Genomic DNA, 19,086 nt, shown 5'->3' on the forward strand with positions numbered 1-19,086 from the left:
CGGGAGAGTGTCGTCTGCGCTTGATTCTAGCCCCTCTGGCCTACTCCCGCCCAGCGCTGCGCCACGCTCCTTCAACCTTTTCCTCGCACTTTGACTCATCCATCAGTATGAAAATTCTCGTGGTCGCTCACCTTTCGGCTACAATGCCCCTTGCAGGGTTGCAGAGCGTAACTTAATGTAACCCATATCGGGCGGTGTGACGTCCGACTAACCCGGCGGTTGAGATGACTCATCCTGACCGCCAACCGTAAACCCGCACGGGCGACGAGAAGAAGGCACAGGCCATACGCGCCACGGCGGACAGGAGCAAGGGGCAGGGCCATGAAGAGACAAGGCATGCAGAAGTACGTGAAGACCGGGCAGGGCGGTTTTACCCTGATCGAACTGCTGATCGTGGTGGCGATCATCGGGATTCTGGCGGCGATTGCGATTCCGCAGTATCAGAAATATGTGGTTAGGTCGGAGGTGTCCTCAGCTCTATCCACGATCCGTGGTGGTCAGACCACTTATGATGCTAATGTATATTCTGGTGAAGCTTACGACTCTCCAACAGCAATTGGTCTTGCTGCTAGTAATACCCTTGGTACCGTAAGTGTGCCAGCCGATGTTACTGGTAGTGTGAGTGGTGCGATAGGCTTTGAATTTAGCACAAGCTCTGCTGTTAAGTCACAAAGCCTTGGCAACTATATTGTTCTGACCCGTGATGCCTCCAGTGGAGAGTGGGCCTGTGCCTCTGACATTGATGCAGAGTATACGCCTAATTATTGTGACTGAGAGATGTGGTTTGATTTATATTTTTTTGGCCGGCATTGCCGGCCTTTTTCATGTGTTGAGATGGCCTTCTTCGATTTTTCGCTATAGTTTTCGAGTGAATATTTTACCTTCCCCCCCCCCCCCCCCCCCCCCCCCCCCCCCCCCCCCCCCCCCCCCCCCCCCCCCCCCCCCCCCCCCCCGCACACACACCCTCTCTCTGTTCTATGTAACCTCTGAATAGATTGTAAATGTTCATTGGATAATTATCTGTCGGATACTAGTATTGATGAAACAGCGCATAATCGCTGACTTTTTACCTGGCAATAGTTTTACACTTAAAAACTTTGTCGATTTTTTCAGTCAGGACAGAATCAAGAGAAAAGTCTTTGATTCGCTCAGCTGTCAGCAGCGACAAGTTCGATTAAATCGAGATGCTTTATAGAATAAAGTGCCATTAAAGTACGATGTATATCTCATCGTCATGCATTTAATGCGAAAAATTTCACATTCGGAACCTAATTGTAGGGCCCCGTGTGATTGACCACTCGCTTGGTAAATAACTCAGGACGTTTAGTCTGCCATTCCTTCATCACCTCGATTGGTGATTGATGGTGCAGCGCCTTATGCGGGACGTGGTGATTGTACAGCCACGTGTAGCGTTTCACCGTCTGCTACAGGTTATCTACTGAGGTATGCGCCGAGTCGCCAGCACGTTGCTGATACGTCCGTTGAAGCGCTCCGCCATGCCGTTGGTCTGCGGCCTTTCCGGCTGGATTAAGGGGTGTTCGATGCCATTGGTCTGGCACTTTTAGTCGAAGGGGTAGCGGCCGATGGGAGTGCGCTCACCCGCCCGCGTGAAGCGATCGGTGAAAGACTTGCCGTTGTCGGCTAGTACCGCCTGGATCTTGAATGGGGCCTTCTCCTCCACCCGCTTCATGAACGGCCTGGCATCCTTGGCGGACGGGCTGCGCCTGACCTCCATATAGACCCAGCGTGTGGCAGGGTCGACGGCGACGTACAGGTGGCGTTTCTGCTGCTCGCCGGGCATCTGGGACAGATGCTTGATGTCGATGTGAACGTAGCCCGGCTCGTAGTCCCTGAATGGTTTGTGCCGGGGTCTGATCACCTCCTGCATCGTGCCAAGCCATTTCCGCGAGTCTTGGCATTTCACGTCGTTAAAGCATGAGTTGTAGGCAATTACGTGATAGCAGAGGATTCAAGAACTTGTGGGTAACGATCAGCAGCTCATCGAGGCCGAGGCGCAGGAAAGTACATGCAGTGATCAGCACCTCCTTCTGTTCTGTCGTCAGAGTGGCCAGCAGGTTGTGCCGCCTGTGGGTCGGTTATAGACATCATTACGGTACTGCCAATAACGAGTCATCGAATCGCCGACCCCATACTGTCGGGCCATCTCACTATCGCTGATAATGGCGGGTGCACTGGAACTCGGCACGAATCTTTGGTGAGGTGGTTGCTTAGTTATCCAACTTGAGGCCCATGCTCTTGCTCTCAGATTAATTTCTATAGAAACTCTCCGGCTGCCATCAGAGTATGAATAACATAGCTCATTTTGTTGCCATGAGCTCTATAGTAGGAGTATTTCCTTGACCAGTTCAAGGTGTGTTTACCACATCCTGTGAAGATGATGAACTTTCTGAAACTGGGTCTTTTCTTGCCTCAATCATGACTTTCTCAATACCTGGGAATAGGTATGTCGCTTTTTTATAAAGCTCTGTATTAGTTTCTTCATGGTTCCTGTGAAGCCTCATCAAGTTTATGTATAGTTCTGGTGAAGGCTTGGTTCTTTCGGCTCTAGTGGCCCATCGTTGATAGTCCTCAACTACTCTTCTCATGCCTAGCGCCGTTCCAGCATCAAGTTGTTGTGACATGACTAAGAACTCAAGATCATATGGGAGTCCCATAGGATTTATTATTTTTGACAAGGCGCCGCTATCTCGTCCTGATGCGTATGTTTTTATTTTCCATAATGCTTGAAGATGTGTGGACATGAATAGTATTAGTACAGGAATTGCAAGCCATGTGCCTGTCTTGATGATGAAGGTATAGCGATTCCTTCTTTCTTCTGTCTTCCAAGTATAGCTAGCTGACATGCCAAGTAGAAGAATGAAGACGAGCCAGTGATTGATCGAAAGGTAAAACGGGTACTCGAGCATGGAGTGGATGCTCAAGGGAAGCAGGAGAGAAATGAGTAGCAATCTTTTACGTTTTGGGCTACGAGTCCATAACCTCCAAAAAAGCCAAATAGCAAAGATAAGGATTGCAATTATTGGAAGCAATCCTCCCTCGATACCCCAATAAAAAAACTCGTTATGCGGATGACTATACTGTTCTTCAAGTGGGGGGCGACTTTCTTCTTCGCTACGCCAGTTGGCATAACTGTAGAGGAAATCATGTTGGAAGCGACCATAACCCCAGCCGGTAATAGGCTTCTCGGCAATCATGCGCAGGCTGTGCTCATAGACTTGGGGGCGGTAACCCTGCGAAGAAATCGAGTCGGCACTTCGTCCTCCCTCGCCTTGCGTCATAGTTACAATCAAGGCTAGGAGGCAGCCTGCAGCCAAAGTGCCTGCCCAGGCTTTGAAGCGGGAATGGTCAAGATTCCTCAGGTGTATGAGTACCATGGGGATTGTGACCAATGCCGCCAGCCAACCCATGCGGGAAGCAATCACTAGGATTAAAGCAGGCATGAAGAGTGGGGCCAGCAGGATAACGACCCGCCAGAGCCTGCTGTCGCGTGCCTCGCCGAAGAGCCAGGCCGAGATCACTAGCCCTGTGACCAGGAAGCTGGCCATTACGTTGACCTGCTGGAAAATACCGTAGGGGCGACCGATCTCGGGGTTATAGCCTAGCCAGTTGCCGGGCTCGAGCAGGTAGAACTGCACATACCCCAGAACGGTTTCCATCAGGGCGCCAAGCATGATGGCCATCCCCAGCCACCACCAGTCACGGTGGGTCAGTTGGAGTTGGGCCAACCCCAGCAGCAGGATGGCTCCGGCGGTGACCGTCAGCATCCGCGGCAGGGCGATCAGCGAGGCCTCGTTCCAGCTCCAAAGGAAGGGTAACCAGAGTGCCAGCAGCAGCAATCCGAGCCCGATGTGGAACTTGCTGTATCGAATCACGCCGCGGGTGGCGGGCCACATGGCCAGTGCCATCATCAGGCCGAATCCCATCCAGACGGTGGCATTGAAGGGCAGTCGGAGACCTGAGCCTCCCACATTTGGAATAAGAATGTGCAGCAACACTGTAAAGGTAAAGAACGCCGTGCCGATGAACCACTTGATCAGACGGCGATTGGGGGCGGTGTCGGTGGTCATGGCTGTCCCTGCGGCCCGGTGGGCTTAGAATTCTCATGTCCGATTCGTATCGGAATGTAACGCTGCTAGTGTCGCGGGGCGGGCAATCGATGTAAAGCGCCGCTGAGCCGATTGGGGGTGAATCTCGAAGGGTCGAGAACAGGCTATGCTTCACTGCCGGTTTACGGCTTGCCCTCGGTCCTATCCATAGGCTGAACGGTTTTTCCTTTATGCTCGAGTCCATATGCTTGGCTGAGTACTGGGTCAAAGTGCTTTCACACGGAGACTGCCCATGGGGATCTACCTCGACACCATCGAACAACTGATCGCCGGCGTGGAGGCTGCCGGGCTCGAGGTGATGGTGATCTATCATCGAGACTTCGATATACAGCAGAAGAATGACAACAGCCCGCTGACTGAGGCGGACATGGCCGCTCACCACGCCCTGCTGGCGCTGCTCGAGCATGAAACGCCGGGCGTCCCCGTGCTCTCCGAGGAGTCCGGCGAGATCCCCTTCGCCACCCGCCGGTGCTGGTCGCGCTACTGGCTGGTCGATCCGCTGGACGGTACCCGGGAGTTCATCGCCGGCAACGGCGAGTTCACCCTCAACCTGGCGCTGGTCGAGGAGGGCGTGCCGGTGTTCGGCATCGTGCATGCCCCGGCGCTGCCCGGGGGCGCGGTGACCTGGTGGGGCCAGGTGGGGCAGGGTGCCTTTCGGCGCGAGGGCGATGGCGCAGGAAAAGGCGAAGGCAAGCACGAGCAGCCGATCCGGGTGCGGGTTCTGCCCGATCCTGACCGTGAGCCCTGGCAGGTTGTGGGTAGCCGTCGCAACGGCAGGGCGGCCTTCGATGTCTTCTGTCAGGCGCTGCCGGCCCACACCACGCAGACGATCGGCAGCTCGCTGAAGTTCTGCCTGATCGCAGAGGGCCAGGCCGATCTCTACCCGCGCCTGGCACCCACCAGCGAGTGGGACACCGCCGCCGCCCAGGCCATCGTTACCGCCGCCGGCGGCCAGGTGCTGGAGGCCGAGACGCTCCAGCCGCTGCGCTGCAATCGGAAGGAGAGCCTTCTCAATCCCGACTTTATTGCCTGCGGGCAGCGGGATGCGCGCTGGGAGGTAGCGTTGGCCAAGGCCCTGGAGGCCGACCCCGACAGCCGCTGAGAGGGCTGTCCCGGGGCGGCTCCCTGAAGCCGTTTCCTCCCCGAAGGCAACCTTGCCTACACTGAGGCCATCGGATAGCGGGTATTGTATAGCAGGCAGGGAGGCCACCCGGATGCAACCCCCACGAATTGTTCACCATGGCGCCGCCGAGGGCGTGACGGGAAGCTGCCATCGCCTGCAGGTGAGCGACGACCGCGCGTTGCTGGTGGACTGCGGGCTCTTCCAGGGCCAGGACGCCGACCACCTCGACAGTCTCGCGCAGCATGAAGTTCGCTTCCCGGTGGAGGACGTGCTGGCGCTGGTGGTCACCCATGTGCACATCGACCATATCGGCCGGCTGCCCTACCTGCTCGCCGCGGGCTACCGGGGGCCGATCCTCTGCTCGGTGCCCTCCGCACGGCTGATGCCCCTGGTGATCGAGGATGCCCTGAAGATCGGCTTCACCCGCGACCGGGCACTGATCGAGCGTTTCCTGGCCGAGGTGGAGGAGCGGCTGGTGCCGCTGGACTACCGGCAGTGGCATACCGTGATCGACGACGCGCGCCACCGGATCCGACTCAAGCTGCAGCGTGCCGGGCATATCTTCGGTTCGGCCTACGTGGAGGTCGACGTGCGCGACCACGCCACGGGCGAGGCCCACCGCACGGTCTTCTCCGGCGACCTGGGCGCACCTTACGCGCCATTGCTGCCGGCGCCGAGATCGCCGTATCGTGCCGATACCCTGGTGATCGAGAGCACCTATGGCGACCGCCTCCACGAGGACCGCACTGAACGGCGAGGCCGGCTCAAGGGCGCCATCGACCGGGCCCTCGAGAACGCCGGCTGCGTGGTGATCCCCGCCTTCAGCATCGGCCGCACCCAGGAGCTGCTCTACGAGCTCGAGGGGCTGATCCACGATTCCAGCGACCCGCGCTGGCGTGAGCTAGAGATCATCGTCGACTCGCCGCTGGCCGCGCGCTTCACGGAAGTCTATCGAGAGATGAGGCCCTGGTGGGATGCCGAGGCTCACCGGCGGCTGCGCGGCGGCCGCCATCCGCTGAGCTTCGAGAATCTTTATACCGTTAGCTCTCATGAGGAGCACGAGCAGACGGTGGACTACCTGGCCCGCACCCACCGGCCCGCGGTGGTGATCGCCGCCAGCGGCATGGTCACCGGCGGGCGGGTGGTCAACTACCTCAAGCGTATGCTGGGTGACCCTCGCCACGCGGTGGTGTTCATCGGCTACCAGGGCGCCGGCACCCCGGGCCGCGACATCCAGCGCTTCGGGCCGCGCGGCGGCTGGGTGCTGCTCGACGATGAGCGCCTCGACATTCGCGCTCACATCGAGACCGTCAGCGGCTACTCCGCACACGCCGATCAGAAGAACCTGCTCGACTTCATCCGCCGCATGCGCCACCCGCCGCGGCACATCCGCCTGGTACACGGCGACCACGACGCCCAGCTTGCCCTCAAGGCGAGGATCGAGGAGTGGGCGAGGGAGGCGGGCCGGAAGGTCCAGGTCACCCTGGGGGCCGATTACCAGGTGGGCTGAGGAGAGGGAGACGGTTCGACGTCGAGGCCCAGGCGAGCCTGCCGGTCGCAGCGGTCGCAGGTGACCCTGGCCAGGTCGTGGTCGAGGGCTTCGATGGTGAACTCCTGCCAGTCGTTGGCCCGGGCGATCTCGATGGTGCCGCAGGCGCAGGACAGGATGCGCCGGCCCTGCGGGTCGAGGTCGAGCGTGATGGGTCGCATGGGAAATCCCTCCCCGGATTGTCCCGATGGTACGTCAGGGCGACGCTCCAACCCGTGCGAGAACACGGCGATGGGGCGTAAGCGATAACGTCGGTTTGACTCACGCGGGCCTAGTCCCAGCTGTTGTCGTAGTCCTCCCAGTAGCGGCCGAGGTCGCGTTCCTCGGTGAGGTCGTAGAGCTGATAGCGACGATTGAGGCGGGCGCCGCCGTCGCGGGTGAGGGGCTGCCAGGCGATGCTGGCGCGGCTGCGGCTGGAGCGCACGAAGAAGGCGTCCATGGGGATGGAGAGGTAGAGCGCCTTGTCGAAGCTGCCTTCGCCGAATTTGTCGCCGGCATCGGTGAAGGTGGCCCAGGCGCCCACGCGCACGCCGTTGTCGAATTCCCGGGAAAGGTCCAGGGTGGTGCCGATATCGCCGGCGAGGTAGCGCCCCACGCTCAGCTTGGCCAGCACGTCCTCGATGCCGGTCTCCAGGTAGGCGCTGAGGTGGCCCGTCCAGACGTCATAGTCGCGCAGGCCGAACTGCTGGTCGAACTCGCGCTGGCGCACCCAGTTGAGGTCCGCGCCCAGGGCCAGCGGGCTGTTGAAGGGGCGGAAGAGCAGCTCGCCCCCCGCGCCGGCATACATCATCTCCAGCAGGCCGCCGTAGCCCATGGCGTACCAGTCGTCGCCGAGCTGGGCGGTGCGGGTGTACTGCAGGTTGCCGATGCCCACGTCGGCCTCGGCCAGGTAATCGCCGATGTAGGTACGCACCCGCGGCAGGTCGGAATTGGCGATGTAGTCGTAGTCGTCGAGGTTGTCGGCCAGCGTGGCGGTCAGGCTGCCGGAGAACCAGCCATTCGGGTCGGTCGCGTATTCCGCGGACGCATGGGCCGAGAGGCGATAGAGGTAGCCGTCCGGGCCACCGAAGTTCTGCTCGATGGCGGGGCCGACCTGCCAGCTGAAGCGTTGCGGATCGGCCTGGTAGAGCAGCTCTCCGCCGGGCTCGTCCAGGCTGGCGTGGGCATAGAGGCCGTAACGGTGATCGTGCTGCCGCTCGCTGGAAGCCGCCGCCGCGGTGAAGGCCGCACGGTCATGGACGTCCTCGCGCAGGTCCATGCCGCGGCTCTGCCAGCGGTAGCGGAAGGTCTCCACGGAATCGTCGGCATTGGCCTCGAGGATCCGTCCGGCCCGTGCCTCGCTCTTCGCCAGGTTGCGGAAGGTGGTGGGCTCGCCGGTCACCGTCAGGTCGTCACCCTGCTGGCGGATCTCGCGTACGCGGATGCCGGCGTTGGCCTGCAGGCGGCTCGCCACTGCGGGCCAGTTCTGTTCCGGCGCGGCATCCAGCGGGCGGGGAGGCGGGTCGCGCTTCACCTGGGCGAGCCCCGCCAGGTTGGTGGAGAAGCTCACCCCGGCCATGGCGGTGTTGCCTCGCTGCCAGCCGGTGCGCAGCTCGATGTTGTCGGTGAGCCGGAAGCGGGCCCCCAGGTTGATGCGCGAGTCCTGGACCTGGTCGTTGTCCAGGGGCTCGTTGGCGTAGTCATTGCCCTCGACTTCCAACTGCAGCACCAGGGGCTCCCAGGGGGTCTGGTACTCCACGCCGCCGAAGATCGCCATGGGGCCTCGGAACAGCTGGCTCAGAGCGAATTCGCCGCCCTGGTCGCCGCCGGCATCCTCCGGGCGGTTGTCGAAGCGATGGTCCAGCCAGCCCAGCGGGGAGTCCACGTCCGCCGCGTTGCCTAGGTAGCCCCAGCCGAGTCCCAGGGTAAAGTCCAGGTCGTACCAGCGCTTGCTGGCCACCAGGTATTCGGCGCCGAACTGAGTTGTGCCGCCCCCGTCCCTCAACCCGACGGCTAGTTCCGGCCAATAGCGGCTCTCTTCCCGCAGGCGCAGCTTGGCGTCGATGCCCTTGTCGAGGTAGTCACGATCCCCCGCGATGCTGGGTCCGAACAGGCGGTTCTCCACCGAGACATAGCGAAAGCCCGCCTCCAGCCAGTCGGTGGGCTGCACGAATACCGAGTAGCGGCGATAGGGCGCGGTGCGGCTCCAGTTGACCGAGAAGTGACCGAGCTCACCCATGCGGGCAGTCGGGGTCTGCATCAGGCCGACGCCACCGAAGTCGCTCTGGCCACGGCCCAGGCGCACTGAATCGCCATCTGCCAGGGCGGGGACTGCAGCTACAAGGCTCAAGCTACAAGCTACAAGCTACAAGCTTCGGCAGCTTGCAGCTTGCGGCTTGCGGCTTGCGCCTTAAATGTTTGAATTCCTTGCTAATCATTCCCCGGCCTCGTGCCTCTGCATCCCCTCGGCTCCTTTCGCCTTCCAGAGCATGCAGTCATCGCCGGGCAGGCGGGTGGCGAGCCAGGCGGCAAGCTTGCGGTTGATCAGGTCGCCTTCGCGGGTGCCGCCGAGGCCTCGCTCGGGCAGCTGGACGACGATGCGGGCGCCGGGGGCCAGGGGGGCGTTCTGGTGGTTCCAGGCGGCGATACCCCTTTCGTGCCGTTCACCCTGGGGCGTGATTACCACAGCGGTGTCGATGCCTCGGGTGGCGCCGGCGGGCAGGGCGGCCAGGGCCGTATCCAGCCTCATCCCGGGCTGCCACGCCAGGCGCTCGACCCCGTTCCGCGTCCAGGCCTCGATCCAGGCCGGCGGCGCACAGGTGCCCAGCAGGGTGATATTGGCCATCGCGGGATTGCGGCGCAGATCACTGGCGAGGGCTGGCAGGCCCAGCGCTTCCGGTGAGCGGGCGGGCAGGGCGTCGTGCTCTGCCAGCGCCAGCGCCAGCGCCTGCGCCCAGGCCGCCAGGCCGCGGGCGCTCTGGCGGTCGCCACGGGCCGTTACCACCGCCGCCAGCCCCTCCAGTTCGGCGACCAGGCGTGCCTGACGAGCGTCAAGATCGGCGGCATCGTTGGCGCGCAGCGCATAGCTGTAGGCCCAGTCGAAGGGCGGCTGGTCACGGGCCTGGTTCTCTTCCTGCCAGGCCAGCCAGGCCTCCACCAGGGTGGGCGGCGCCGTGGCGGGCTGGGCCTCAGCCACAAGGGGAAGCATGGCCAGCAGGGCGGCCAGTAACGTGGTTCTGTGCATGGGAAAGGGTGCCTTGCGAACTACCACCAGTGACGAGCGACCTGCCACTGCATTGTTGGGGCGCCGGGCCAGGGCGTCTCACGCACCGCCCAGAGGTGGCGGCTGACCGGATCACGCCAGAAAATGGATCTGGTCGTCTCGCCATTGGCCCAGGCCAGGGTCGCCTCGCAGCGTTCCAGAGACCGGCTGCCTAGGGGGAGATCGACCGTATCGGTAGCGTTACAGCGCATCTCGGCGCGCGCCTCACCTTGCCGTAACTGCGCCTCACGATCACGCCAGTGGCGCACCAGCGAATAGGAGTAGGGGGTATCCTGGCGCCAGGGCCGGCTGGATCCATACTGGGTCTGACCATGCCGGGCCGCGCTGTAGCGGGTGCCGAGCAGGTCCTCCGGCAGGCCGGCAGTGGCATGCAGGCCACCATCGTGCAACTCGAGCACACCACCGCTTCGCGAGGGCCAGTAGCTGATGCTTCCCGCCTGGGCGCCCATCACCAGCAGCCCCTGCACGTCGCCCAGTCGCGCCGAGAGCGTGGCATGGGGGATCGAGGCGGCCCGTTCATCGACGCGATCGTTTGCCGGCATGAGCGCCTGGAATGACGCCCCCAACGGGGTGGCGCCCGAGCTGGCGCAGCCGGCCAGGAGCAGCGGCAGCAGGCACGACAAGACCGCCCGAAGGCGGCCTTGAGTCATGCCTGTGGCGTACCGTCGTTGCATGATCAGTTGGTACCGGTGGTTCCCGTGGTGCCGGAGCCGCCGCCGTCATCACCGCCACCGACGGCGCTGACCCCGACCCCCACGGCCACGGCACCGGCGACGGCCAGGCCGGTCAGCGCCGCGGTGGAAAGCCCGGTGGCGGCGGCCAGGCCGGCCAGGCCGCCGGAGGTGGCGGCACCGCCAGCAGCAACGCCGGTTGCCGACGCCGCGCCCGCCCCGGCGCCCGCACTGGCTCCAGCGCCTGCGCCCGCACCGGATCCGGCACCCGCGGCGGCGCCGGTTTCCGACTGGGCCATGGCCAGCGGAGATGCCAGCATCCCGGCAATGGCGATCAAAGCAGCAACTTTCTTGAACATCCTGTTTCTCCCTTGCGTTGCGTACGGCAGCTAATACGATTGGCTGCCCACCCTAATGCTTCGGCAGAGTCCATGTTAGGCCCTGAGGATGAGGATGTCTTGGTGGTAAATCGAAAAAACCATTATCTGCCAAGGGCGTACGAGGCTGCCGACGGTGCTTGTAAGAGATATCGTACAAAGAGTCTTTATCACCTCGATACGGTAGAAATACCCGACTGACATATGTAAAGTTCTGGCCCTTTCAAGATCGTTTTTTCAATACCGACAGGCACTTGCATGTTGTTGCATGTTGTCAAACAGCGACAGGCCTCGGGGATGCGCCATGACACCTCGGGGCGGTAGCGTGTTCGAACGCCCGAGTTTCCCCATTGAACAGGCATCTCCCTATGCACCATTCAAAGCCCATCAAGCTGCTGCTGGCACTGAGTGGTGCCATCCTGTTGTCCGGTTGCGCCTTCGCACCGGGCAGCCATTTCTCATCCCGCACCGAAAGCGCCCCCGTCGATGATCTCGTCGATATCGAGCCGATCACCCTGGGCCTGATCAATGCCCAGCGCCCGGCGGCAGGCGCCGATCGACTCGAGACCCTCAGCGAGGAGCAGCGAGCCGCGATCGAGGGCTACGACTATCGTATCGGCAAGGGCGACATCCTTAGCATCATCGTCTACGACCATCCCGAGCTGACGATCCCCTCCGGCAGCGAGCGCAGCGCCGAGGAGGCCGGCAATACCGTCCATCAGGACGGCACCATCTGCTATCCCTTCATCGGGCGCCTCGAGGTGGCCGGGCGAACCGTCAAGGAGGTCCGCGACGAACTTGCGCGGCGCCTCGAGCCCTATATCGCCGCGCCTCAGGTAGAGGTGAAGGTCGCCGCCTTCAACTCGCAGGAGGTGCAGGTCACCGGCGAGGTCAATGAACCTTCTCGTCTGCCGGTCACCAATGTGCCGATGACCGTGATGGATGCCATCAGCCTGACTGGCGGGCTCGGGCCGCAGGCCAACTGGCATGACGTGATCCTTCTGCGCTACGGAGAGAGGCGCGTCCTGTCGCTCTATGACATGCTCAACGAGGGCGAACTCAGCCAGGACCTGCTGCTGCGCGACGGCGACGTCCTGCATGTGCCGGACCTCGGCAGCCAGAAAATCTTCGTGATGGGCGAGGTAGGTGAGCCCCAGGTCCTTCCGATGGGCCGCTCGCCCATGAGCCTCACCGAGGCGCTCACTCGCTCCGGCAGCTTCAACGAAGCCCAGGCCGACGCCAGCGGTATCTTCGTGTTTCGCCGCCACCAGAAGCGCAGTGACAAGCTGGTGACCGTCTATCAGCTGGACGCTCGCAACGCCGCCGCCATGGTGCTGGGCACCGAGTTCCGGCTCGAGCCCACCGATGTCGTCTACGTCATCACCACACCGCTGGGCCGCTGGAACCGCGTGATCGGCCAGCTGCTGCCGACGGTGACCGCGGTTTATCAGGTGACCCGCGCGGCGAATGATGCTAACGACCTGCGGAATGACTTCTGATGTTCCAGCACATTCTGGTGGTCTGCACCGGCAACATCTGCCGCAGCCCGGTGGCCGCCGCCATGCTGGCCAGGAACTTGCCCGACAGGCGGGTCGAATCCGCCGGGTTGGGCGCCCTGGTCGGCCACGGCGTCGAGCCCACCGCCCGCGAACTCGCCGAGGCCGACGGCCTGGACCTGTCCGACCACCATGCCCGCCAGCTGACCGGCAAGATGCTGACCGAGGCCGACCTGGTCCTGGTGATGAGCGAAGGCCAGCGCCACGCCGTCGCCGACCTCGCCCCCGAGGCACTTGGCAAGACCATGCTGCTCGGCAAATGGCTTGATGATGGCCGAGGACGCGAGATCCCGGATCCTTACCGAAAGAGCCGCCAGGCGTTCGAGCATGTGCATGAGCTGTTGAAGGAAGCCACAGCAGCCTGGGCGAAGAAGCTGTCGTAGCTACAAGTGGCAAGCTACAAGCTGCAAGGAACCCCAAAGGGCGAACTGCGAGGGGCGAGGGGCGAGGGGCGAGGAATCGCGATGAGGTAGCGTCATGCAATTCGAGGATCTCCAGGTCTGGAAGCGGTCCGCTCGGCTATGTGCCGATGTCTACATCCAGCTCAAGAGCTGCCGCGACTTCGGCTTCAAGGACCAGATAACGCGTTCTGCCTTGTCAATTGCCAGCAATATCGCCGAAGGCTATGAGCGAGAGAGCGAAAAGGATCGAGTCAGGTTCTTGAGTTATTCGAAGGGCTCGTGTGGCGAACTGAGAACGCAAATCTATATCGGCATCGAGATCGGCTACATAAGCAAGCCACTGGGTCATAAGTGGGCTCAGGAAACCCTTGAAATCTCCAAGATGCTGCACGGCCTGATGGCCTCCTTCCGTCGCTAGTCACGCCCGCAACATATTCTTCACTATTCATCAACATATTGGACGCTGGGTTTCCTTGCAGCTTGCTCCTTGTAGCTTGTAGCTGAACCACACGGCCCGGAGAACTCACCCCAGATGTCAGACTCGCATATCCCTGGAACGAAACCACCTGCAGTGGCAGATGATGAAATCGACCTCGGCCGCCTCTTCGGCCTGCTGATCGACCACAAGTGGTGGATCATCGGCATCACCACGCTGTTTGCCGTGATCGGGGTGGCCTATGCCCTGCTGGCTACGCCGGACTACCGGGCGGATGCGCTGGTGCAGGTGGAAGAGAAGGCCGGGATGAGCAACCCGCTGGAAGACGTGCGGGCCATGCTGGGCGAGGAGCCGAGCACCGATGCACAGCTGGGCATCCTGCGCTCGCGGATGGTGCTCGGCCGCGCCGTGGACCATGAGCGGCTCGACCTGGTGGTCGAGCCGACCCGCTTACCGGTCGTCGGCGACCTGCTGGTTCGCCTGGGCGTCGAGCGGCCAGACTTCGCCGAGAGCAGCGTCTGGGCCGGTGAGACGCTCAACATCGGGCAGTTCCAGGTCGACTCGCCGCTGACCGGCAGGGCCTTCACGCTGACGGCTGGGGAAGGGGGATATTACAGCCTCTCCCTGGAAGGGCAGTCCATTGGGGAAGGCGAAGTCGGCAAGGACAGTACCTTCCTGGATGGCCAGGTCACCTTGCGGGTGGCCGAGATCATGGCGGCGCCGGGCGCCGAATTCACCCTGATCAAGCGCTCTCGCCTGGCCGCCATCAATGACCTGCGCTCACGGTTCAGCGTCAGCCAGCAGGGCAGCGACAGCGGCCTGCTGGACCTGGACCTGACCGATGCGAAGCCCGAGCGCGCCGCACGGGTGCTGGATGCCATCAGTGAGATCTACCTGACCCAGAACATCCAGCGCCAGAGCGCCGAGGCCGAGCAGAGCCTGGACTTCCTGGTGGGCCAGGAACCTGAGATCCGCGAACAGCTACGTGAGGCCGAGAATGCCCTTAATGCCTACCGCACCGAGCGGGATAGCGTGGACCTCTCCCTGGAGACCCAGTCGATCCTTAAGCGACTGGTCGACCTCGAGGCGCAGCTCAACGAACTGGAGTTCACCGAGGCGGAGATCTCCCGGCGCTTTTCCCCGGAGCATCCGACCTACTCGGCCCTGCTGGACAAGAAGCAGCAGCTGGTCCAGGAGCGAGAGCGGCTGAACGAGCGCATCGAGAACCTGCCGGAGACCCAGCAGCAGGTGCTGCGCCGCACCCGTGACGTGGAGCTCAACCAGGAGATCTACCTGCAGTTGCGCAACAAGATCCAGGAGATGAAGATTGCCAAGGCCAGCACCGTGGGCAATGTGCGTATCCTTGACGAGGCCGTGGTGCAGCCCAACCCGGTGGAGCCCAAGAAGCCGCTGATCGTGGTGCTGGCGACCCTGATGGGCGGCATGCTCTCGGTGGGCATCGTGCTCGTGCGCGGCCTGCTGCGCCACGGGGTGGAGTCACCCGAACAGGTCGAGGAGGCCGGCCTTCCTGTCTATGCCAGCGTGCCGCTCTCCGACGAGCAGCATAAGCTGGTCAAGCGGGTGAAACACCGCCGTGAGCGCCATGGCCATGACGTGGTGAGCGGCATCCTGGCCGAGAGGGCGCCGGCCGATACCTCCATCGAGGCGCTACGCGGCCTTCGCACCAGCCTGCACTTCGCCATGCTGGAGGCCGGCGACAATCGTCTGATGATCACCGGGCCGAGCCCCGGGATCGGCAAGAGCTTCGTGTCAGCCAACCTGGCGGCCGTCTGCGCCCAGGGCGGCCAGAGGGTGCTGATGGTGGACGCCGACATGCGCAAGGGGCATCTCCACCATGCCTTCCAGGGCGGCAGCGAGTGCGGGCTCTCGGATCTGCTTTCCGGCAAGGCGAAATGGGCAGCAGTGGTGCGCGACAGCGGCATCGAGAACCTGAGCTACGTGGCGCGCGGCACGGCACCGCCCAACCCCGCCGAGCTGCTGATGAATGCAGACTTCACGGCCTTCCTCGAACAGGCCAGCCGAGAGTTCGACCTGGTGATCGTCGACACCCCGCCGGTGCTGGCCGTGACCGATGCCGCCCTGGTCGGCAAGCATTGCGGCACGAGCCTCATGGTTGTCCGCTTCCAGCTGAACCCGGCCAAGGAGCTGCAGATCGCCGCCCGCCGCCTCGAGACCGCCGGTGTCACGGTCAAGGGGGCCATCCTCAATGCCGTGGAGCGCAAGGCTGCGACCCGCTACGGCTATGGGTACTACAATTATGCCTACCGGTAGCGACGGGCATCTTCTGTGCCTGCGGGCACGCTACACAAGCTGATCTGCGACCTGCCCCACGAATAATGCCGTAACTACGCCGTCTTCCCGTGGAGACAGGTCTCCTTGCCAGTCACGTCCTCACCGCCCTGCTGGCCAACGGCACGGTAGAGTCGGCACCCGCGCTGACGTACAATCCCTTCTCCGTGAACAAGACGTTGCCGACCCCATGGGGCCTGGCAAGACAAGGACTGAAGGGTTCGAGGACATGCCCGGAGCGACCTCCGGGCGGTAGCGTGCCCGTGACCTGGCAGAAGGTAATTCCAAGATAATGAACAACTCTCCGGACGGGCAGACATCCCGAGTGGCAAACGATGATGAAATCTCCCTGGTGGACCTTGCCAAGATCCTGATCAAGCGCTGGAAGCTGATGACGGTGACCTTTCTTATCATCGTGCTGGGGGCCCTAGCCTACGCGCTGATGATGGAACGTACCTACGAATTTGTCTCCCTCTATCAGGTCGCCGAGCAGGCAACTACTGATAACAAGGAAATCGGTGCCCTTGAGCCTCCTGCCACGGTAGTAGCCAAGACCAGCAATCTCTATCTCGGTTCCGTGACCCGCCAGATCCTGGCTGACGAAGGTATGGCATCGCTCCCGTTCGAGACCTCTGTCAGCAACCCGGAGGACACCCTGCTGGTGAGGCTAGCGTCGCAAGCCGCCGAGGCCAACGCGGCCATGGTTAAGTCCCTGCATGCCCAGGTGCTGGAACGTATCGAGACCGACCAGCAAGCCCTTCTCGAGCGCCGTCGCGAGGCCATGCAGCGCCAACTCGTAAGTGCCGAGCGCTCCCTGGAACTCGCCAATGAGTCCACCAGCCCTTCTGCCGCGGAACTCGTGGCCAGCTACTCCCAACGCGTGGCAGATATCCAGGATCGTCTAGCACAACTGCAGGAAGGTCAGGTGGTACAGACTGCCACGCAGAGCCTCTCGCCGATGGGGACCAGCCGTAGCCTGGTGATGGCGCTGGCGATTGTGCTTGGTGGCATGTCGGCTGTGATTATGGCATTTCTTTCACAGTTTGCCGTGGCTGTGCGGGAGAGTTTACAGGAAGAGTAGTTGAAACTAATGTAGGGGTATTCCTCATTGGATGTGGAAGGCGAAGCCATGAGCGTTCTGATATTAACCTCCGCCTTTCGCTAGCTTTATATTAAATTAAAAATTAACATTAATGCGCGTTGCTAGTAAAAGTAAACTTGATAATGTTTTCCCAACCACTCCATACTCCGAGCATCCATGGTTTACCTTGTGGATTTTTCTTTGACCCTTGTAGCTGATATCTTATGAAATTTCTCATCACCGGCGGCGCGGGCTTTATTGGATCGGCCGTGATTCGCTATATCATCCAGAACACCGCCGACCGCGTGGTCAATGTCGATAATTTAACCTACGCCGGCAACCTAGAATCCTTGACCGAAGTCAGCGACAGCCCGCGCTACGCTTTCGAGCAGGTGGATATATGCGATAATGAGTCCCTCGAGCGAGTGTTCCAGCAACATCGGCCTGACGCGGTGATGCACCTGGCCGCCGAGAGCCACGTCGACCGCTCCATCGACGGCCCGGCGACGTTTATCGAGACCAATATCGTCGGCACCTACACGCTGCTAGAAGTCGCCCGCGCCTATTGGAATGGCTTGGATGCTGAGCGCCGCGACGCCTTCCGCTTCCATCACATCTCCACCGATGAGGTATACGGCGATCTGGAGGGACCTGTGGGGCTGTTTACCGAGCAGACCTCCTATGCACCCAGCTCGCCGTATTCGGCCAGCAAGGCCAGCTCGGACCACTTGGTACGCGCCTGGCAGCGCACCTATGGCCTGCCCACGCTGATCACCAACTGCTCCAACAACTATGGCCCCTATCACTTCCCCGAGAAACTGATCCCGCTGGTGATCCTCAACGCCCTGGAAGGCAAGGCGCTGCCGGTCTACGGTAAGGGCGAGCAGGTCCGCGATTGGCTCTATGTGGAAGACCACGCCCGTGCGCTCTACCAGGTGGTGACTGAAGGCAGAGTAGGGGAGACCTACAACATCGGCGGCCACAACGAGAAGCAGAATATCGAGGTGGTACACACCATCTGTTCACTTCTCGATGAACTTGCTCCTTCACACCTCACCCCTCACGCCTCACTCATCACGCACGTTACCGACCGCCCCGGACACGACCTTCGCTATGCCATCGATGCCGACAAGATCGAGTGCGAACTCGGCTGGCGCCCGGAAGAGACCTTCGAATCCGGCATCCGCAAGACGGTGCACTGGTACCTAGATAACCTCGAATGGTGCCGCCGCGTTCAGGACGGCAGCTATCGTCGCGAGAGGCTGGGAACGGGGAGTGCGTTATGAAGCTCCTCTTGCTCGGTAAGAACGGCCAGGTCGGCTGGGAGCTGCAGCGTGCCCTGGCACCGCTTGGCAAAGTCGTGGCCTTCGACCGCCATGGACACAACGGGCTCATCGGTGACCTGGCCGATCTTGAAGGACTTCGTCGTACCGTGCGTGAGCTGAGGCCGGATGTGATCGTCAACGCCGCAGCCTACACTGCGGTGGACCGTGCCGAGGAAGAACATCAGCTGGCCTCGTTGATCAATGCCGATGCCCCCGGTGTGCTGGGAGAGGAAACCAAGGCGCTGGGCGCGCTGTTGGTGCACTACTCGACTGACTACGTGTTCGACGGCAGCGGCGATGCCCCCTGGCAGGAAACCGATACTCCTCGGCCGGTGAACCATTATGGCGCCACCAAGCTCGCCGGTGAACGTCGTATCCAGGCCAGTGGTTGCCGTCATCTGATTTTCCGCACCAGTTGGGTCTATGCCGCCCGGGGCGGTAACTTCTTGGCCACCATGGCCCGCTTGATGCGGGAACGCGACGCCCTTCAGGTCATCGATGATCAGGTGGGCGCCCCCACCGGCGCTGAACTGATTGCCGACGTGACAGCCCACGCCATTGTCCCGGCGCTGGGCGACAGCATAAAGGAAGGCCTATACCACCTGGCACCCGCCGGCGAGACCAGTTGGCACGGCTACGCCACCTTTAGCGCCGAATGTCTGCGGGCGCATGGTATCGAGATAAAGGCTACACAGGATTGCATTGCGCCGATCCCCACCAGCGAATGGCCTACACCGGCGGCCCGCCCTCTCAACTCTCGGCTCGATACCACCAAGCTCGAGAGTGCCTTCGACCTGACGATGCCTTCCTGGCAGCAGGGAGTTGTTCGCGTACTTCTTGAAACAGAGAGTTAAGCACGGAACCGGTT

At 61.8% G+C, this 19,086-nt stretch carries 16 protein-coding genes and 1 pseudogene; 10 read left to right on the top strand and 7 right to left on the bottom strand.

The window, feature by feature from the left end; translation table 11 throughout:
* Positions 1 to 336: 336 nt before the first annotated feature.
* The gene (locus BOX17_RS14800; protein WP_071946927.1) at positions 337 to 774 is read left to right on the top strand and encodes a pilin; all 438 of its coding nucleotides are present in this window, start codon (positions 337 to 339) and stop codon (positions 772 to 774) included.
* Between the two features lie 494 nt (positions 775 to 1,268).
* On the opposite strand, the pseudogene BOX17_RS14805 reads toward BOX17_RS14800, so the two are convergent.
* Positions 1,269 to 2,210, bottom strand: a pseudogene (locus BOX17_RS14805) (integrase core domain-containing protein).
* 156 nt (positions 2,211 to 2,366) lie between these two features.
* The gene (locus tag BOX17_RS14810; protein WP_071945839.1) at positions 2,367 to 4,088 is read right to left on the bottom strand and encodes a PglL family O-oligosaccharyltransferase; all 1,722 of its coding nucleotides are present in this window, start codon (positions 4,086 to 4,088) and stop codon (positions 2,367 to 2,369) included.
* A gap of 271 nt (positions 4,089 to 4,359) precedes the next feature.
* Here BOX17_RS14810 and cysQ point away from each other — a divergent pair, with 271 nt between their 5' ends.
* Entirely contained in the window at positions 4,360 to 5,229 is an 870-nt protein-coding gene (gene cysQ, locus BOX17_RS14815) for a 3'(2'),5'-bisphosphate nucleotidase CysQ (RefSeq protein WP_071945841.1), read from the top strand.
* Between the two features lie 112 nt (positions 5,230 to 5,341).
* A complete protein-coding gene (locus BOX17_RS14820) occupies positions 5,342 to 6,760 on the top strand; it encodes an MBL fold metallo-hydrolase RNA specificity domain-containing protein (protein WP_071945843.1) in 1,419 nt (472 codons plus the stop codon).
* Here BOX17_RS14820 and BOX17_RS14825 read toward each other — a convergent pair.
* The 5 genes from BOX17_RS14825 to BOX17_RS17000 all read right to left on the bottom strand — a co-directional run bounded on the left by BOX17_RS14825 (position 6,745) and on the right by BOX17_RS17000 (position 11,091).
* Positions 6,745 to 6,960: a hypothetical protein gene (locus tag BOX17_RS14825; protein ID WP_071945845.1), complete on the bottom strand. Its 216-nt coding sequence runs from the start codon at positions 6,958 to 6,960 to the stop codon at positions 6,745 to 6,747. The genes BOX17_RS14820 and BOX17_RS14825 overlap by 16 nt on opposite strands.
* 110 nt (positions 6,961 to 7,070) lie before the next feature.
* Positions 7,071 to 9,038 carry a YjbH domain-containing protein gene (locus tag BOX17_RS14830; RefSeq protein WP_244272156.1) on the bottom strand — a complete coding sequence of 656 codons (1,968 nt, stop codon included), beginning with the start codon at positions 9,036 to 9,038 and terminating at the stop codon, positions 7,071 to 7,073.
* 174 nt (positions 9,039 to 9,212) lie between these two features.
* Positions 9,213 to 10,022 carry a capsule biosynthesis GfcC family protein gene (locus BOX17_RS14835; protein ID WP_071945849.1) on the bottom strand — a complete coding sequence of 270 codons (810 nt, stop codon included), beginning with the start codon at positions 10,020 to 10,022 and terminating at the stop codon, positions 9,213 to 9,215.
* A gap of 20 nt (positions 10,023 to 10,042) precedes the next feature.
* Complete coding sequence (locus BOX17_RS14840; RefSeq protein ID WP_164508644.1) at positions 10,043 to 10,603, bottom strand: YjbF family lipoprotein; 561 nt, start codon at positions 10,601 to 10,603, stop codon at positions 10,043 to 10,045.
* Positions 10,604 to 10,737: 134 nt separating this feature from the next.
* Complete coding sequence (locus BOX17_RS17000) at positions 10,738 to 11,091, bottom strand: hypothetical protein (RefSeq protein WP_071945851.1); 354 nt, start codon at positions 11,089 to 11,091, stop codon at positions 10,738 to 10,740.
* A gap of 386 nt (positions 11,092 to 11,477) precedes the next feature.
* Between BOX17_RS17000 and BOX17_RS14850 the strand changes: the two genes are divergently transcribed.
* The 7 genes from BOX17_RS14850 to rfbD all read left to right on the top strand — a co-directional run bounded on the left by BOX17_RS14850 (position 11,478) and on the right by rfbD (position 19,072).
* Positions 11,478 to 12,608, top strand: a complete 1,131-nt coding sequence (locus tag BOX17_RS14850) for a polysaccharide export protein (RefSeq protein ID WP_071945853.1) — start codon at positions 11,478 to 11,480, stop codon at positions 12,606 to 12,608.
* Positions 12,608 to 13,048: a low molecular weight protein-tyrosine-phosphatase gene (locus BOX17_RS14855; RefSeq protein ID WP_071945855.1), complete on the top strand. Its 441-nt coding sequence runs from the start codon at positions 12,608 to 12,610 to the stop codon at positions 13,046 to 13,048. Before BOX17_RS14850 ends, BOX17_RS14855 begins: the two co-directional genes overlap by 1 nt.
* 94 nt (positions 13,049 to 13,142) lie before the next feature.
* The gene (locus BOX17_RS14860) at positions 13,143 to 13,484 is read left to right on the top strand and encodes a four helix bundle protein (RefSeq protein WP_071945857.1); all 342 of its coding nucleotides are present in this window, start codon (positions 13,143 to 13,145) and stop codon (positions 13,482 to 13,484) included.
* Between the two features lie 153 nt (positions 13,485 to 13,637).
* The gene (locus tag BOX17_RS14865) at positions 13,638 to 15,794 is read left to right on the top strand and encodes a polysaccharide biosynthesis tyrosine autokinase (protein ID WP_341853287.1); all 2,157 of its coding nucleotides are present in this window, start codon (positions 13,638 to 13,640) and stop codon (positions 15,792 to 15,794) included.
* Positions 15,795 to 16,104: 310 nt separating this feature from the next.
* Positions 16,105 to 16,893, top strand: coding sequence for a Wzz/FepE/Etk N-terminal domain-containing protein (locus tag BOX17_RS14870; RefSeq protein ID WP_071945861.1), 789 nt, complete (start codon positions 16,105 to 16,107; stop codon positions 16,891 to 16,893).
* A 224-nt stretch (positions 16,894 to 17,117) separates the two neighbouring features.
* Positions 17,118 to 18,179 (top strand): dTDP-glucose 4,6-dehydratase, encoded by a 1,062-nt coding sequence (gene rfbB / locus BOX17_RS14875; RefSeq protein WP_071945863.1) that lies wholly within the window; start codon positions 17,118 to 17,120, stop codon positions 18,177 to 18,179.
* A complete protein-coding gene (rfbD, locus tag BOX17_RS14880) occupies positions 18,176 to 19,072 on the top strand; it encodes a dTDP-4-dehydrorhamnose reductase (RefSeq protein ID WP_071945865.1) in 897 nt (298 codons plus the stop codon). The genes rfbB and rfbD overlap by 4 nt, the downstream gene beginning before the upstream one ends.
* Positions 19,073 to 19,086 lie beyond the last annotated feature (14 nt).

This window comes from Halomonas aestuarii (assembly GCF_001886615.1).
Lineage (GTDB): Bacteria > Pseudomonadota > Gammaproteobacteria > Pseudomonadales > Halomonadaceae > Halomonas > Halomonas aestuarii.

What these genes read in the sequence shown, in the direction of transcription:
- BOX17_RS14835 (WP_071945849.1), bottom strand. Translation starts at nt 10,022, where the DNA reads ATGCACAGAACCACGTTACTGGCCGCCCTGCTGGCCATGCTTCCCCTT.
- BOX17_RS14855 (WP_071945855.1), top strand. Translation starts at nt 12,608, where the DNA reads ATGTTCCAGCACATTCTGGTGGTCTGCACCGGCAACATCTGCCGCAGC.
- rfbD (WP_071945865.1), top strand. Translation starts at nt 18,176, where the DNA reads ATGAAGCTCCTCTTGCTCGGTAAGAACGGCCAGGTCGGCTGGGAGCTG.
- rfbB (WP_071945863.1), top strand. Translation starts at nt 17,118, where the DNA reads ATGAAATTTCTCATCACCGGCGGCGCGGGCTTTATTGGATCGGCCGTG.
- BOX17_RS14870 (WP_071945861.1), top strand. Translation starts at nt 16,105, where the DNA reads ATGAACAACTCTCCGGACGGGCAGACATCCCGAGTGGCAAACGATGAT.
- BOX17_RS14860 (WP_071945857.1), top strand. Translation starts at nt 13,143, where the DNA reads ATGCAATTCGAGGATCTCCAGGTCTGGAAGCGGTCCGCTCGGCTATGT.
- cysQ (WP_071945841.1), top strand. Translation starts at nt 4,360, where the DNA reads ATGGGGATCTACCTCGACACCATCGAACAACTGATCGCCGGCGTGGAG.
- BOX17_RS14820 (WP_071945843.1), top strand. Translation starts at nt 5,342, where the DNA reads ATGCAACCCCCACGAATTGTTCACCATGGCGCCGCCGAGGGCGTGACG.
- BOX17_RS14800 (WP_071946927.1), top strand. Translation starts at nt 337, where the DNA reads ATGCAGAAGTACGTGAAGACCGGGCAGGGCGGTTTTACCCTGATCGAA.
- BOX17_RS14830 (WP_244272156.1), bottom strand. Translation starts at nt 9,038, where the DNA reads ATGCAGACCCCGACTGCCCGCATGGGTGAGCTCGGTCACTTCTCGGTC.
- BOX17_RS14825 (WP_071945845.1), bottom strand. Translation starts at nt 6,960, where the DNA reads ATGCGACCCATCACGCTCGACCTCGACCCGCAGGGCCGGCGCATCCTG.
- BOX17_RS17000 (WP_071945851.1), bottom strand. Translation starts at nt 11,091, where the DNA reads ATGTTCAAGAAAGTTGCTGCTTTGATCGCCATTGCCGGGATGCTGGCA.
- BOX17_RS14810 (WP_071945839.1), bottom strand. Translation starts at nt 4,088, where the DNA reads ATGACCACCGACACCGCCCCCAATCGCCGTCTGATCAAGTGGTTCATC.
- BOX17_RS14850 (WP_071945853.1), top strand. Translation starts at nt 11,478, where the DNA reads ATGCACCATTCAAAGCCCATCAAGCTGCTGCTGGCACTGAGTGGTGCC.
- BOX17_RS14840 (WP_164508644.1), bottom strand. Translation starts at nt 10,603, where the DNA reads ATGCCGGCAAACGATCGCGTCGATGAACGGGCCGCCTCGATCCCCCAT.